This is a genomic window from Flavobacterium sp. (assembly GCF_031423415.1).
Classification (GTDB): domain Bacteria; phylum Bacteroidota; class Bacteroidia; order Flavobacteriales; family Flavobacteriaceae; genus Flavobacterium.
This window is the reverse complement of sequence record NZ_JANPFL010000054.1, coordinates 17,855-32,108: the sequence shown is the minus strand read 5'-3', so window position 1 is coordinate 32,108 and position 14,254 is coordinate 17,855. Positions and strand designations below refer to the sequence as shown.

At 33.5% G+C, this 14,254-nt stretch carries 15 protein-coding genes, 1 tRNA gene and 1 pseudogene; 6 read left to right on the top strand and 11 right to left on the bottom strand.

Translation table 11 applies throughout. The features are described from left to right. The first annotated feature begins 120 nt into the window (after window positions 1-120). Window positions 121-1,170, top strand: a complete 1,050-nt coding sequence (gene queA / locus RMO83_RS05840; RefSeq protein ID WP_310558737.1) for a tRNA preQ1(34) S-adenosylmethionine ribosyltransferase-isomerase QueA — start codon at window positions 121-123, stop codon at window positions 1,168-1,170. A gap of 103 nt (window positions 1,171-1,273) precedes the next feature. Here queA and RMO83_RS05835 read toward each other — a convergent pair whose 3' ends face one another. The 4 genes from RMO83_RS05835 to RMO83_RS05820 form a co-directional block, all read right to left on the bottom strand. Then, window positions 1,274-2,368, bottom strand: a complete 1,095-nt coding sequence (locus RMO83_RS05835) for a hypothetical protein (RefSeq protein ID WP_310558736.1) — start codon at window positions 2,366-2,368, stop codon at window positions 1,274-1,276. A 47-nt stretch (window positions 2,369-2,415) separates the two neighbouring features. Beyond that, window positions 2,416-3,105, bottom strand: a complete 690-nt coding sequence (locus RMO83_RS05830; RefSeq protein ID WP_310558735.1) for a hypothetical protein — start codon at window positions 3,103-3,105, stop codon at window positions 2,416-2,418. Continuing rightward, complete coding sequence (locus tag RMO83_RS05825; protein ID WP_310558734.1) at window positions 3,092-3,652, bottom strand: RNA polymerase sigma factor; 561 nt, start codon at window positions 3,650-3,652, stop codon at window positions 3,092-3,094. Before RMO83_RS05825 ends, RMO83_RS05830 begins: the two co-directional genes overlap by 14 nt. A 138-nt stretch (window positions 3,653-3,790) precedes the next feature. Further along, window positions 3,791-4,768: a polyprenyl synthetase family protein gene (locus tag RMO83_RS05820; RefSeq protein ID WP_310558733.1), complete on the bottom strand. Its 978-nt coding sequence runs from the start codon at window positions 4,766-4,768 to the stop codon at window positions 3,791-3,793. 316 nt (window positions 4,769-5,084) lie between these two features. On the opposite strand from RMO83_RS05820, the gene RMO83_RS05815 reads away from it, so the two are divergent. Beyond that, window positions 5,085-5,951: a hypothetical protein gene (locus RMO83_RS05815; RefSeq protein WP_310558732.1), complete on the top strand. Its 867-nt coding sequence runs from the start codon at window positions 5,085-5,087 to the stop codon at window positions 5,949-5,951. A gap of 114 nt (window positions 5,952-6,065) precedes the next feature. Here RMO83_RS05815 and rlmN read toward each other — a convergent pair whose 3' ends face one another. After that, a complete protein-coding gene (gene rlmN / locus RMO83_RS05810) occupies window positions 6,066-7,106 on the bottom strand; it encodes a 23S rRNA (adenine(2503)-C(2))-methyltransferase RlmN (RefSeq protein ID WP_310558731.1) in 1,041 nt (346 codons plus the stop codon). Between the two features lie 92 nt (window positions 7,107-7,198). Here rlmN and RMO83_RS05805 point away from each other — a divergent pair, with 92 nt between their 5' ends. Genes RMO83_RS05805 through RMO83_RS05795 form a run of 3 tightly spaced genes read left to right on the top strand, consistent with a single transcriptional unit; the run spans window position 7,199 to window position 8,395 of the window. Continuing rightward, window positions 7,199-7,492, top strand: a complete 294-nt coding sequence (locus RMO83_RS05805) for a hypothetical protein (protein WP_310558730.1) — start codon at window positions 7,199-7,201, stop codon at window positions 7,490-7,492. Continuing rightward, window positions 7,482-7,754: a type II toxin-antitoxin system RelE/ParE family toxin gene (locus tag RMO83_RS05800; RefSeq protein WP_310558729.1), complete on the top strand. Its 273-nt coding sequence runs from the start codon at window positions 7,482-7,484 to the stop codon at window positions 7,752-7,754. Before RMO83_RS05805 ends, RMO83_RS05800 begins: the two co-directional genes overlap by 11 nt. Beyond that, window positions 7,754-8,395, top strand: coding sequence for an O-methyltransferase (locus tag RMO83_RS05795; protein WP_310558728.1), 642 nt, complete (start codon window positions 7,754-7,756; stop codon window positions 8,393-8,395). The genes RMO83_RS05800 and RMO83_RS05795 overlap by 1 nt, the downstream gene beginning before the upstream one ends. A 34-nt stretch (window positions 8,396-8,429) precedes the next feature. Here RMO83_RS05795 and RMO83_RS05790 read toward each other — a convergent pair whose 3' ends face one another. The 5 genes and pseudogenes from RMO83_RS05790 to RMO83_RS05770 form a co-directional block, all read right to left on the bottom strand. Next, window positions 8,430-8,993, bottom strand: a complete 564-nt coding sequence (locus tag RMO83_RS05790) for a phosphatase PAP2 family protein (protein WP_310558727.1) — start codon at window positions 8,991-8,993, stop codon at window positions 8,430-8,432. A 140-nt stretch (window positions 8,994-9,133) separates the two neighbouring features. Next, window positions 9,134-9,457: pseudogene (locus RMO83_RS16990) on the bottom strand (twin-arginine translocase TatA/TatE family subunit); the annotation flags it as partial. A 72-nt stretch (window positions 9,458-9,529) separates the two neighbouring features. After that, window positions 9,530-11,779 carry a M1 family metallopeptidase gene (locus RMO83_RS05780; protein WP_310558726.1) on the bottom strand — a complete coding sequence of 750 codons (2,250 nt, stop codon included), beginning with the start codon at window positions 11,777-11,779 and terminating at the stop codon, window positions 9,530-9,532. Window positions 11,780-11,818: 39 nt separating this feature from the next. Beyond that, window positions 11,819-12,319 carry a DUF6702 family protein gene (locus RMO83_RS05775; protein ID WP_310558725.1) on the bottom strand — a complete coding sequence of 167 codons (501 nt, stop codon included), beginning with the start codon at window positions 12,317-12,319 and terminating at the stop codon, window positions 11,819-11,821. Between the two features lie 67 nt (window positions 12,320-12,386). Beyond that, window positions 12,387-13,109 carry a hypothetical protein gene (locus RMO83_RS05770; protein ID WP_310558724.1) on the bottom strand — a complete coding sequence of 241 codons (723 nt, stop codon included), beginning with the start codon at window positions 13,107-13,109 and terminating at the stop codon, window positions 12,387-12,389. 162 nt (window positions 13,110-13,271) lie between these two features. Here RMO83_RS05770 and pepE point away from each other — a divergent pair, with 162 nt between their 5' ends. Next, a complete protein-coding gene (gene pepE, locus RMO83_RS05765) occupies window positions 13,272-13,970 on the top strand; it encodes a dipeptidase PepE (protein ID WP_310558723.1) in 699 nt (232 codons plus the stop codon). A 34-nt stretch (window positions 13,971-14,004) separates the two neighbouring features. Here the strand turns inward: pepE and RMO83_RS05760 are convergent. Next, a tRNA-Gly gene (locus RMO83_RS05760) sits at window positions 14,005-14,080 on the bottom strand. Between the last annotated feature and the right edge of the window lie 174 nt (window positions 14,081-14,254).

Here is a 14,254-nt window from a genome sequence, read left to right as displayed (position 1 = left end):
AAAGCAAAATAAACCGCAAAACACTTGACAACGCCTATCTCACAATCGTATATTTGCACTTGGTTAAAGTTGAAGGCGAAAAACTTCTAACTTCTAACTTCTAACTTCTAACTTTATCAAATGAAATTATCCCATTTTCAATTCAATTTACCAAAAGAACTTCTTGCAGAATATCCAGCCGAAAACAGAGACGAATCTCGTCTTATGGTTATTGACAGAAAAAAGCAAACTATAGAACACAAAATGTTCAAAGATGTTATCAATTATTTTGATGAAGGTGACGTCCTAATTTTGAATAACACGAAAGTTTTTCCAGCACGTTTGTACGGAAATAAAGAAAAAACGGGAGCTCGAATCGAAGTATTCTTGTTAAGAGAATTAAATTCTGAACAACGTCTTTGGGATGTATTGGTAGATCCAGCACGTAAAATCCGTATTGGTAACAAATTGTATTTTGGTGATGACGATTCGTTAGTAGCAGAGGTAATCGACAATACAACTTCACGCGGAAGAACTTTGCGTTTTCTTTACGATGGTTCTTACGAAGAATTTAGAAATAAATTAACTGAATTGGGTGAAACTCCAATTCCAAAATACATCAACAGAGAGGTAACTCCGGAAGACGCCGAGCGGTATCAGACGATTTATGCCAAAGAAGAAGGATCTGTTGCAGCACCAACTGCAGGTTTACACTTTTCTAAGCATTTGTTGAAAAAACTAGAAATCAAAGGAATTAAATTTGCCGAAGTAACGCTTCACGTAGGTTTGGGAACTTTCAATCCTGTTGAGGTTGAGGATTTATCAAAACATAAAATGGATTCAGAAGAATTAAACATTACGCAAGAAGCTTGTGATATTGTTAATGATGCAAAAGTAAAAAAGAGACGTATTTGTGCTGTAGGAACAACTTCGATGCGTGCTATAGAAAGTTCGGTTTCGTCACAAAGAACACTAAACCCTTATAATGGTTGGACTAATAAATTTATTTTTCCTCCACACGATTTCAGCGTGGCAACTTGTATGATTACTAATTTTCATACCCCAAAATCAACTTTATTAATGATGATTTCAGCTTTTTGTGGACACGATCTAATGAAAAAAGCATACGAGGAAGCCATCAAAGAAGGTTATAAATTTTATTCTTACGGCGATGCAATGTTAATCTTGTAGTTATTGCGATGCGATGCGAGTCAAGAAGCAAAGCAATCTCCTAATTTAAAATAAAAAAATCTCGTCAGCAATGGCGAGATTTTTTTGTTATGATTCAAAAATTCTAATTGAAATCGAAGCGAACACCAAGTGAAATGTTATTTTGATCTACTCCGTTATTTTTGAACAATGGATTTAAATCATATTTCAAGTACAAACTCGTTTCCTTGTAGCCAAGATACGTACTTACGCCATAAATAAAATCATTGGCATTAAAGTCGCCTTTTGTTTTTATTCTAATTTTATCATCGTCAATAGTGTAATACATTTTTTGCTTTGATTTTACTCTAAAACCTCCATAGCCGCCGATTCCAAAACGAACGCCTTTGTGAGAAGAAAAACTAGAATTTCCTAAGTTTGATTTATTGCCCGAAAAGTCGAATTCCAAATGCAAAGGCGCAACTAGATACACATTTTTGAAACGAGAGTCTTCTAATTTGTATGGGAAAATTTCTAGGTTGGTTTGGTTATTCGGAGCTGCTACAAAATAACGATTCCCAGTGGGGCAAATGGTATTGTACATTACAGAAAACCCATATTTCAAATGCAATACATTGTGATTTTTGAAAATTCTTGTATTTTCAGTAAATCCCCATTCGAAGAAACGAGATTGCCAGTAATAAAAGTCAGAGTTGGCAACCACTTTGTTTGTTACTAGATTGTTGGCTCCAAATGCTAAAACAAATTGTGAAGTGGTTCTTTTTTCCGGAGCATTAGCAATAGAGTCCTGTTTTCTTTGATATTTTTCTCTATTTTTCCCAGACGATTTTGAGAAAACGAAAGCAAAAGAGTTTGGTTTATATTCTTCCGCAATCTTGCCATCAACTTTCTGTTGCACTAAATTCTTAAGGTTTTCTTGTTCGAGGCCTATTCTGTTTTCAATGTTTTTAGCTCTAGTTTCGGCTAATTTTTGTTTTTTGGATTCTGCTTCTTCTTTTGTGATTTTGCCATTTTCTAAGTCTACATTAACCGCTTCGACTTCAATTTTTAAAGCTAATTTTTCTTCTTTTGTAATGTTTTCAATCTTTGAGGAGATCAATTTTACTTGCGATTCAAAGGATTGATGAGAGTGTTCGTCTTTAAGGATCGAGTCCTGTGCCTGTATTTTACTGATAAAAAGTAGAATAAATACCGTTAGATAAAAGATAATTTTTGTCATAATGTTAAAATTTTAATTGTTCGTTTTTTGACTATCGATGATGATTATTATTGATTGTTTCTGTTTACTAATGCTTCTCTCGTTTCTTTATATTTCTGGGTTATGGTGTTTAATGCTTTTTCTCTGAATGAAACTTGTAATTCTTCGTCAACTTGATGTAATAATGCTGATGAATTTATTTTTATCGAAGGTTTTTTTAGATCTAAATTTGAATTTTTCTCTACGGATTCAATCAAATTATCAATGTTTTCAGGAGTTCCAGTACAAGTTAAAACAATTTGATTCTCTTGAATCGCAGTATCCAATTCCCCTTTTTTATCTAAACTCGGAATTAAATTTTTAATGATATTTACGCGTTTTCTTTTTGATTGAACTAACGAATTTGTTTCCTGATTTATCTTGATTTTAGACGTAAGTATTTCGGTTTTTGGTGCTAAAATTGTTGTTCTTGAACTTTCTGCAGGGATTGTATTTTTAATTGCAACCGTATTTTTTTTGATGTTTATTGTGTTTTCTTTTTTATTAAAAAAAACAGTTGCAATCAAAAGAAAACCAATAAAACTAGCCGCAATATAAAGCCAATTGAACATGCGTTTTGGTTTCTGAACTTGTCCGCTATCACTCAACGCAGCAACAGTCAACATGGCGTCCAATCGATCCCAAGCCATTGCTGTTGGTTTGATTTCTCGAGAATTCAATTTTTCCTTGAACTGTGTTTCTAATTTATTCAGTTCCATTGCTATAATTTTTTAGCGTCAGTATTTGCTCTTTTAATATTTTTCGAGCGTGTGACAATTGTGATTTTGATGTCCCTTCGTTAATGCCCAACATATTCGAAATTTCCTTGTGTTTGTAACCTTCTATCGCATACAAATTGAAAATTATTTTATATCCATCAGGTAAACTGTCAATTAAAAACTGAATATCATCAACAGAAAATTGGCTTTCAATATTGTTGAAACTGTCTTCAACGTACTGTTCCTCTTCGAGAAAACTAACTTTTTTTTGAACCCTAATATGTGAAATACATTCGTTGACCATAATTCGTCTAATCCAACCTTCAAAACTTCCTTTTTTTTCAAAATTTTTCAAATGAACGAACACTTTCGTAAAAGCAGTAATCATAACGTCTTCGGCTTGATGAATGTCCTTGATATATTGTCTACAAACACTTAACATTTTAGAAGAAAATTTGGCGTATATCTTTTGTTGGGCAAATCGATTGTTGTCGATTGCCAATTGAATGATTTCATTTTCTTGTTGATGTAAGTAAAGTACTTTCAAATTGTATTTATAAAGTGTTTCTATAAGTAAGACGAGATGGGTTGCAAAAAGGTTGCATCGGCAATGAAAAATTTTTACATAAAAATAAAAACCTTAATAAAATTAAGGTCTGAGAAGGTGTAAATTTATTTAAAAAATTTATTTTTTTCTTTCGATGACATAGTTTACCATCAAAATCAAGGCGTCTCGAAACTCAGATTTTGGATAATTGTCTAAAAGTAGAAGTGCTTCTTGCTGGAATTGCTCCATTTTTTGTTCAGCATAGAGCAGTCCATTCTGGTCTTTTACAAATGCAATAACTTCTTTTACCCGTTTCTTGTCTTTATTTTGGTTTTTGATGGAATTGATAAGCCAAGATTTTTCTTTGGAGGTGCAATTATTCAAAACGTGAATTAATGGCAAAGTCATTTTTTGTTCCTTGATGTCTATTCCGGTGGGTTTGCCAATGGCCTCTTCAGTATAATCAAATAAATCGTCTTTAATTTGAAAAGCCATGCCGATGAGTTCTCCAAATTTCCTCATATTCTCGACCTGAATATCATCTTCAATCACTGATTTTGCTCCTAATGCACAACAGGAAGCAATTAATGTTGCTGTTTTTTTTCGGATGATTTCATAGTAAATGTCTTCAGTAATATCAAGTCTTCTGGCTTTTTCTATTTGCAATAATTCGCCTTCACTCATTTCTCGTACAGCCACTGAAATGATTCTCAGTAAATCGAAATCGCCATTGTCAATAGATAGTAACAGCCCTTTAGAAAGTAAATAATCGCCAACAAGTACTGCGATTTTATTTTTCCAAAGTGCATTTATTGAGAAAAAACCCCTCCGTCTATTGCTGTCATCTACCACATCATCGTGAACCAAAGTGGCAGTATGAATCAATTCAATTACTGATGCGCCACGATACGTTCTTTCGTTTACAATTCCCTGCGAAACCATTTTCGCAGTCAAGAAAACAAACATTGGACGCATTTGTTTTCCCTTTCGATTGACAATATAATACGTAATTCTGTTGAGCAAAGCTACTTTTGAAATCATCGATTCGTAGAACTTTTTTTCGAAAAGTTCCATCTCGTTTACGATGGGCTGCTTTATTTGAGAAGTGATATTCATTAGAGTTCAAATATACTGCTTTCGGATTAAATAACGGTATGTACTTTAATTAAGTAACTGTGATTTTTTACTAACTTATTTTGTTAAATAGTGAATATCACTTTTGGAGTATGTAACTTAAAATATAAAAACTGTTTTACAATAAAAACTGCAATTCTTTGTTATTTATTGATATACAAAACGATTAAAAACGTGTAGTTGATCGATTATAAACCTTTTACGCGTTTAAGTTCTAATTTTTTACATAAATTTAAAGTCCCATTTAAACCTTTTGCTAATTTATCTGTCAAAGAATTAAACCTAAAAATTAATTATTATGAAAAACAAAATTTTATTATTCGCTACATTGTTATCCGTGAGTTTTTTTATTGGTTGTAACAATGAATCCGCTACTGAAGCAGCAACTTCAAACGCAATTACGGCTGATGAAACAGTTGTAAATACAGAAATCGATGCCACAGTTGATGATATATCTATCATAACTGAAGACCAATTTGATGTACAAAAAAGTACGGTGGGCAAACTGAGCGCGCCTATTAATAGTATGTTGCCTCCGTGTGTAACTATTACGTCAGTTTTAACCAATGATACTTATACACGAACTATTGATTTTGGTACTCTAGGATGTGCATTACCGAACGGAAATGTTTTAAAGGGGAAAATTATTATTAGTTTTTCTAGAGACTTTACAACTCCAATAAAAGTGATTTCTTACAAATTAGAAGGTTTTTATCACAACGACAAATTAATTGAAGGAAGCAAAACGATTACTCGTGAACTTAAAGCATCTGATTTATTAGCAGCAATACACCCGGTAACTACACATTCTATTGATGTGAAAATCACATTCCCAGATGGTAAAATTTACACAAGAATTGGAACAAGAGTTCGAGAAATGGTTGAGGGATTTGCAACTTTTGCTAATTGGGAAGACAATGTTTTCAAAGTTTGGGGATACCATATCACCACTTTTCCTAATGGTTCAAAGTATACTTGCACTACACAAAAAACACAAGCACTTCTATTTAAAATGAGTTGCAAAATGCCATTTCCAGTTTCGGGTGTTGTTGAAATCGTAAAAAACGATGGAAAAGCTACCTTAGATTACGGCAACGGAGATTGTGATAAATTGGCAACCATTACAATAAATGGAGTTTCAAAAGAAATTGTGCTAAAAAAATAGAATCCTCACTCCTTCCGATAGCTATCGGAACTCTCCAACGGAGAGGGAGTTTAGAAAGTAAACAAAATTTATATTTGATAGAAAAAGGAGTTCACCGCTATGAACCCCTTTTTTTTATGCTTCCTTATTAGCTAATTGTCCGCAAGCTGCATCAATATCTTTTCCACGGCTTCTTCGCACTTTTACAACGATTCCTGTCGCCTCTAATGCTTTTATATAGGCATTGATTGATTCCTCGGAAGCTTGTTGAAATTCTCCGTCATCAATGGGATTGTATTCAATTAAATTTACTTTGCAGGGAACATATTTGCAGAATTTGACTAAGGCATCAACGGATTCTTTATTGTCATTGATTCCTTTCCAAACTACATATTCAAAGGAAATTTTACTTTTAGTTTTTCGGTACCAATATTCCAATGATTCTCTTAAATCTGCTAGAGGAAAATTTTCGCTGAAAGGCATAATTTTGGAACGAATTTCATCAATAGCGGAATGTAAAGAAACGGCTAAGTTGAATTTCACTTCGTCATCTGCCATTTTTTTAATCATTTTCGGAATACCAGATGTGGAAACTGTGATGCGTTTTGGCGACATTCCCAATCCTTCGTTGGAAGTAATCATTTCGATGGCTTTCATTACATTGTTGTAATTCATAAGGGGTTCGCCCATTCCCATAAAAACAATATTCGACAACGGATGATTGTAATACAAACGACTTTCTTTATCTATGGCAATGACTTGGTCATAAATTTCTGCAGGTTCCAGATTTCGCATTCTTTTCAGTCGTGCAGTGGCGCAAAAATTACAATCCAAACTGCACCCCACTTGGCTCGAAACGCAAGCCGTTGTTCGAGTATTGGTGGGAATTAATACACTTTCAACCACCAAACCATCGTGCAAACGAACCGCATTTTTTACCGTTCCGTCCTCACTTCGTTGCATTGTATCGACCTTGATGTGATTAATGACAAAATTATTTTCGAGCATTGTTCGCGTCGCCTTAGCCACATTGGTCATATCGTCAAAACTATGCGCACCTTTGCTCCACAGCCATTCGTAGACTTGGTTTCCACGAAAAGCTTGATCATCATTGGCAACAAAAAAGTCACGTAATTGTTCTTTGGATAAGGCCCGAATGTCTTTTTTTTCCATCATCGTGCAAAGTTAGTTACAAATTTGAATAATTTTGAATTTTTCTGACGCTCAAAATTTTATTTTGTAACTTTGTTTTTGTAAAACCAAAAGCTATGGGACTTCCAGAATTAAAACAGAAAATTCAATTGCAAATCGAAAATGCCGACGAACGTTTATTACGTATCGTTTCTTCTGTTTTTGATAATTATTTAACTGATGATGAGTTTGTTGAAACTACTATTGATAGTGTTTCTGAACCAGTTGTTGCTTATGATATAGCTGGAAAACCATTGACCTTAAAACAGTATAATGAGGAAATCGACAAAGGAATTGCTGATTTTGAAAATGGAAGATATATTTCTCAGGAAGATTTGGAAAAAGAAATAGACAGTTGGTATGATGAATAAATTTAAAATAATTTGGTCATCAGAATCTAAAAGAGATTTAAGAAAAATAAAAAATAATCTATCAAAATCTAGACTAAAAAGTATTTCATTAGCTCCAAGACAAATTGTTTTTCCTGACCAATTTCAAATTGATGAATACAGAAAAGATTGTAGAAGAATAATTGAAGGTAACTACAAAATTTTATATCAATTTAAAAACGATGAAATTAGAATAATTAAAATATTCAACTCTCTTCACGACCCAATAAATAGTTTACTTTAATGCACTTCATTTCCCAAGATTTAGAAAATTATATCGAGCAACATTCCGAAAAAGAACCCGAATTGTTGGCGGCTTTAAACAAGGAAACATATCAAAAAGTCTTGTTGCCTCGAATGTTAAGCGGACATTTTCAAGGAAGAGTTTTGGGTATGTTGGCCAAATTAATTCGCCCCTTGAATATTCTTGAAATTGGGACTTATACGGGTTATTCGGCTTTGTGTTTGTGCGAAGGAATTCAGGAAAACGGAATACTTCACACGATTGACATCAAAGAAGAATTGGTTGATTTTCAGCGCAAACATTTTGACAAATCACCTTGGGGTAAACAAATTGTGCAACATCTCGGGGAAGCTTTGGATATTATTCCAACTTTGGAATTTAAATTTGATTTGGTTTTTATCGATGCCGACAAGGAAAATTACATCAATTATTTTGAATTGATTGTTCCAAAAATGAACAAAGGAGGCATTATTCTTTCGGATAATGTATTGTGGAGCGGAAAAGTATTGGAACCTCTACAAAAGAATGATATCAGCACCAAAATTTTGTTGGAATACAATCTTTTATTGAAAAACGACCCAAGAGTTGAAACGGTTTTATTGCCTATTCGCGATGGTTTGACGGTAAGTAGGGTTTTGTAATTCACCTGAGATTGATTCGTTCCTCGCAATGACCTTAGGTTGGAAAATTTCTTTTCTGCGCTTTTTGATACAATTTGAACATCAAAAATCCCAATAGCGTTCCAAACAAATACCCACAAATAATATCTAAAGGATAATGTAATCCCAAGTATATTCGGCTATAAGCGAAGATTAACGGCCATAAAAAAAGCAACCAAAAGTATTTAAAATTCTTTTTGAAAATCAAGTACAAAAATGTGGTCACAGCCATTGTGTTAGCAGCATGACCTGAGAAAAAACTAAATGATGTTCGGGATTGTACTACTCGAATAATAGAATTTATTTCTGGATTGTTACAAGGGCGAAGTCTTTGAAAACCGTTTTTGAATAAGTTGGTAATTTGATCCGTAAAAAGCAACAAAATAGCCACGAACAAAAGCAAATGCAACGTTTTCTTTGTTCCCAATTCCTTTAAAATTAAGTATAATAAAACCAAAAAAAGCGGTATCCAAGAAGTTTGTTTTGTAATTAATAGCCAGATTCCGTCATATTTTTCCGAGCCTAGACTATTTAAATAAATAAATAATTTTTCGTCGAGCGAAAGGATTTTTCCCAACATTATTTTTTGCGTTTTATGGGTCCAGTGTGTTCTTCAATCTCTGCTGTTTTTGTTGTTGTTTCGGGAATTACAGCATCTTTAGTATTTTCAATTTCTAACGCTTCAGGTGTCGAAGGTTCTGCTGCTGAAGTTAAATTTCCGGTGCTTATACTGCTTTTTACTTTGTCAATTTCGGACGAAAAGTTATCCGAAATTCGTAAGGGATTGGAATCTCCAAGCAAATTGGTTTTGGCAGTATTGATTTCTGAGGTGATATTGTTCGTTAAATCGCTCAACATATTTTGGTCGAAACCATTGGCTTCAGCTCCTTTTTGAATTTCATTTTTGATGTCGTTTGTGGCGTTTTTTAATTGTGCCATTGCTTTTCCCATTGTACGCGCCATTTCAGGAACTTTATCAGAACCGAAAAGCATTAGAACAACAAATAGTATAAAAATTAATTCGCCTCCACCAATTCCAAACATAATCTATTTTTTGAGTTGCAAAGTTACAAAGATGTATAGTTACAAAATAGAGTAATTAAATATTAATTAACATTAATCAAATTTCGATTTCGGCTCAACTTTAGGCCAGCGATTATTGGTTACATCAATATCTGCAGTTTCAAGTTTTGGGTCAATCTGAATAGATCTAATCAGTTTTTCAGTCGCAAAAACTCTTTTAGCTGTTTCATTATTTTTTCTCCAAATTTGCGCGGGAAATTTAAAGTTTTCTTTTGAATTATCGTCATAAGTTATTTCTACGATTATAGGCATCAGCATTCCTCCAGGTTTGTTAAACTCTACTTCATAAAAGTATTTAGGATTTTTCATCGTCGCTTTTTCTTCAACCGTAAATTTTTGAGCGACATAATCCGAAAGCAATTTGACAGAATCAACTTGAAAAGCTTGTTCTTTATCAGCACTTAATTCTAAATTATTGTCTGAAACCAAGTATAGATAAGGTCCGTTTTCTTTGCCAAAGCGTCTTTTATTAATTTTAATATCTTTCAATGCAGTGGTTGGCGTTTCGGTAACGTAATATTGCTTTACTTCTTTAATCCCGATGTCAACATAATCGGTTGAGTAAAACCAACCTCTAAAAAACCAATCTAAATCTACTGCAGAGGCATCTTCCATAGTTCTAAAAAAATCTTCGGGAGTAGGATGTTTGAATTTCCAACGATTGGCATATACTTTGAAAGCATAGTCAAATAGTTCTCTTCCCATGATGGTTTCTCTCAAAATGTTTAAACCTGCTGCTGGTTTTCCGTAAGCATTGTTTCCAAATTCGATAATGCTCTCGGAATTGGACATAATTGGTTCCAAGAAATTTTTATCACCACTCATATAGGGAATAATGTTTTTTGCAGGACCTCGTCGAGAAGGGAAATTTATTCCTAACTCTTGCTCGGCCATATATTGCATAAAGCTATTGAGACCTTCATCCATCCAAGTCCATTGACGCTCGTCTGAATTGACTATCATTGGAAAAAAGTTATGTCCCACTTCGTGAATTACTACTCCAATCATTCCGTTTTTGACCTGTGTACTTGTAAATCCATTTTCATCAGGTCGGCCAAAATTCCAGCAAATCATTGGGTATTCCATTCCTTGGTCTTCGGCAGAAACCGAAACTGCTTTTGGATAAGGATAGTCAAATGTATGTGAGGAATAACTTTTTAAGGTGTGGGCAACCATCAAAGTAGAAGTTTCTCCCCATAGCGGATTACTCTCTTTTGGATAAACTGATTCTGCCATTACAATTTTTCCATTCAATTGCACCGCCATTGCATCGTAAATAAACTTTCTGGAAGTTGCAATTCCAAAGTCTCGTACATTCTTAGCAGTAAATTTCCAAGTTTTTTTCTCGTCCGAAAATCCTTTTTCAGCAATTTCCGCTTCAGCTTGTGTGACAATAACAACGGGTTTGTCAAATGTTTTTTGAGCTAATTCATATCGTTTTACTTGAGCAGCGGTAAAGACCTCGTTTCTATTTATCAATTCACCAGTTGCGTTCAAAACGTGGTCTGCAGGAACTGTGATGTTTACATCAAAATTTCCGAACGGCAGTGCAAATTCCCCACTTCCCCAAAACTGCATATTTTGCCAACCTTCAACATCGTTATACACCGCCATTCTTGGATAGAATTGCGCAATTACATAGAGTTTATTGCCGTCTTTTTCGAACAATTCATAACCCGATCTACCTTCATCTTGTTTGTAATTATTGATATTATACCACCATTTGATAGAAAGAGATATTTTTTCTCCTGGTTTCATCTGAGTTGGCAAATCAACCCGCATCATCGTTTGATTTATTGTATATGGCAGCGCATTTCCTTTGGAGTCCATAATATACTCAATGTTAAAACCGCGTTCCAATCCTTGTTTCAAGAATTTATTAGCAAAACTATTAGGAGTGAATACTTCTTGCGTTTTTTGGTTTTCGGCTAAAGGCGATTGCGAATTTTTTGCAGCTTGATTTTGGTCTAATTGGAGCCATAAATATTGCAATGTATCGGGAGAATTATTATAATAGGTAATGGTTTCCGAACCACTTAATTTCGAATTCTTGTCATCTAACTCAATGTCAATTTTATAATCGGCTTGTTGCTGATAATATGCTGGTCCTGGAGCACCAGATGCCGTACGAAACATATTAGGTGTTGCCAATAAATCATACATTTGACTAAATTTATTGGAATCATATCGTTCAGATTCTTTTCCCGCTTTCTCGGTACTAGTAGTTTGTGCTACAACAAGCATTGGGGAAATAAATAATAATAATATTATGGTGTTTTTCATAGAATGAAAGTTGTTTGTCGTTTGGCTCATAATTTGGAATTAATAGTTTAACAATTGAGAAGTAATTGAATTTAGTAAAAGGAAACTTTTTTTAGCGCCCAAAACGGTAATATTAATCATGTTTTGTTGATCAGAAAAACATTCGATTAAAATGGTGCACTTTACTTCTAGAGTTTTTATTTTAGATATATTTTTAATGTTCCAATAGCACACAAGTTCGTCGCCATCTATTTCTTTACTCAAAAAATTCATAGGCATACCTTGACCATTTACTTTTATCGAAAACCGATCGGATAAATATTTTTCTAACAATAATTTTTCAGGACTACTATTTTCGTTTTCGACAGAAATTTTTTTGTTATAATTTTTTTCAAGTGCCTTATTTAAATCGTCGATATGTATTCGCGAAGTAATTTGAAGCATTTTCTTCTCTGAAGCATAATTTATTTGGTACAAAGCCATATGAAATTTATGAATAGTAGCTGCAGATGTCGTAAATAAAAGGATCGTCAGTAAAAGAGAAACAATTTGTTTTTTCATTTTCCAAAAGTAGTAAATCTTATGACTTTTTCTTTTTTTGCATGAGAAAATAGGTTCTATTGCGGTCTTATTTTTCATTAGAAAGTATTTGGTTGTATTTTGCTGCTAAAGGAATTATCAAAAACTCTATTTTAGTTTTGTTTTTTGACTTTAAAATTTCTGAAATCCTTCCATCTTCTACGCAGTAATATTGAAATCCTTTAATATAATCATTAGGAATTTTTAATGTTTTCGTGAAAAAGGCATCGTCAAAAAGCGAACCAAATAAGACTAATAAATGCTCTTTCTTTTCTACTTCAATTTCTTTTTTTAGCATTGCTGTCCGACCTGATATCATATTTAAAAGAGCATCTCCAGAAGTTGAATTTGCTGTATATAATCTTCGTTCAGCTGGAGTATTTTTTTTTATTCCTTTAGGAGAAATACCCAGCTCGACTGCATTTATTTGTGGATATTTGTTTACGATTACTTCTTCGAGTTCGGTAATTTTCGCGGTCATTTTTATGATAATTACATCTTTTTTCAAATCTTCTTCTTCAACAATTCTTCGGTAATATTCTAAATTTAACGAAGAAAAAACCAATAAGTCATCGGCTTTTGCCAAAATAGAAAAGTTACCATCGCTATCGCTTACAGTGCTTTTTTCATTAACTAAATTAATTATAGCAACTCCAGCAGGATTTCCAGATTCTACTATTATTTTTCCGTGAAGTATTTTTTCGCCAGCAATTTGACCAAAAGTGATTTGGCAAAGAAGTAATAATAGGAATTCAAACTTTCGTAATAGCAATTTTCTGTTTTTTTGGCGCTGTAAAAGTAGGGTACTGTATTCCAAATTAAATAGTAAGGACTTGGTAAAAAAATGTTAATTAAAATTTTCGAAAAGCTACTTTAAAGCTGCGATTTCGTATCTTTAACCAAAACTTATTTTGTTGCGACTATGCCTAAAAATATGATTATTGCAAGTACATCTTCGCTTCACGGTGGCGATTATTTAGACTATTTGTTGGAGGAATTAAAAATCCATTTCGAACACTGTAAAACAATTTTATTTATCCCTTATGCTCGACCTAGCGGCATTACTCACGAAGAATATACAGAGATAGTGGCGCAGGCTTTCGCCAAAATTGGAAAGGCGGTCAAAGGAATCCATCAGTTTGAAGATAATTCAACTGCAATTAAAAATGCAGAAGCAATTTTTGTAGGCGGCGGAAATACTTTTTTATTGGTTACTCAATTGTATAGGAATGATATTATGAATGTTCTTGCTGAAGCTATTAAAAGTGGAACGCCTTATTTAGGAACAAGTGCAGGAAGTAATATTTGCGGCCTAACGATGCAAACCACTAATGACATGCCTATCATTTATCCGCCAAGTTTTAAAACATTAGGAATAATTCCTTTCAATTTAAATCCGCACTATTTAGATGCTGATGCTCAATCAAATCATATGGTAGAAACGCGAGAAACTAGAATAAAAGAATTTCATTCGTTTAATACTATTCCAGTTTTGGGATTACGAGAAGGAAGTTGGCTGGAGGTAAAAGGCAACAAAATAATATTGAAAGGCGATTTGACGGCTCGGCTTTTTAGACAAAATCAAACTCCTACAGAATTGGAAAGCGGATCAGATTTTAGTTTTTTAAAATGAAAAAACCTCATCTCCTGACGGAAGATGAGGTTTATGGAGCGAAAGACGAGGCTCGAACTCGCGACAACCAGCTTGGAAGGCTGGAGCTCTACCAACTGAGCTACTTTCGCATTACAACTGTGCAAATATAAATAATAAGTTGGCTTCTTTGCAAGTTTTTTTTGAAATTCTTATAAAATGGCATTAATTTTTTGTAATGGTTTTAAAACTAAATCATTATAAATTCATTATTTTTCGATAGGCATGATTTTGCAACCTTGGTCAATTCTTTTAAATTTGGTACT